The following is a 329-nucleotide window of genomic DNA, read 5'->3' as shown; positions in this document are numbered from 1 at the left end:
AGACCATCGCGGTGACGGGTCAAGTTGGTAATGAGGTGAAAGCCGGGGATGCGGTAACGGTTAACGTCGGCACCGAGGCCTACCAGACGACGGTGAATGCTGATAAAACCTGGAATGTGAATGTGCCGGGTTCGGTACTGGAGGTGAATAGCGATGTCAGTGCCACGGTCACGACGCGTGATCCCGCCGGTAACGTCACCACCGCCAATGCCAGCCACGCTTATGGTGTCGATACGGTGGCACCAACGGCATTGATTTCTATCGATAATGTCACGTCGGATAACGTGATTAACGCTGCCGAATCCGGCCAGACCATCGCGGTGACGGGT

The 329-nt window shown here is 56.5% G+C and carries 1 protein-coding gene; it reads left to right on the top strand.

Annotated features, from left to right (window positions below):
• The coding region (locus tag OI69_RS18760; RefSeq protein ID WP_039354252.1) for an Ig-like domain-containing protein at positions 1-329 on the top strand (329 nt) is incomplete at both ends.

Origin of the sequence: Pectobacterium fontis (genome assembly GCF_000803215.1) — a bacterium.
Lineage (GTDB): Bacteria > Pseudomonadota > Gammaproteobacteria > Enterobacterales > Enterobacteriaceae > Pectobacterium > Pectobacterium fontis.
This window is presented reverse-complemented; position numbering and strand designations above follow the sequence as displayed.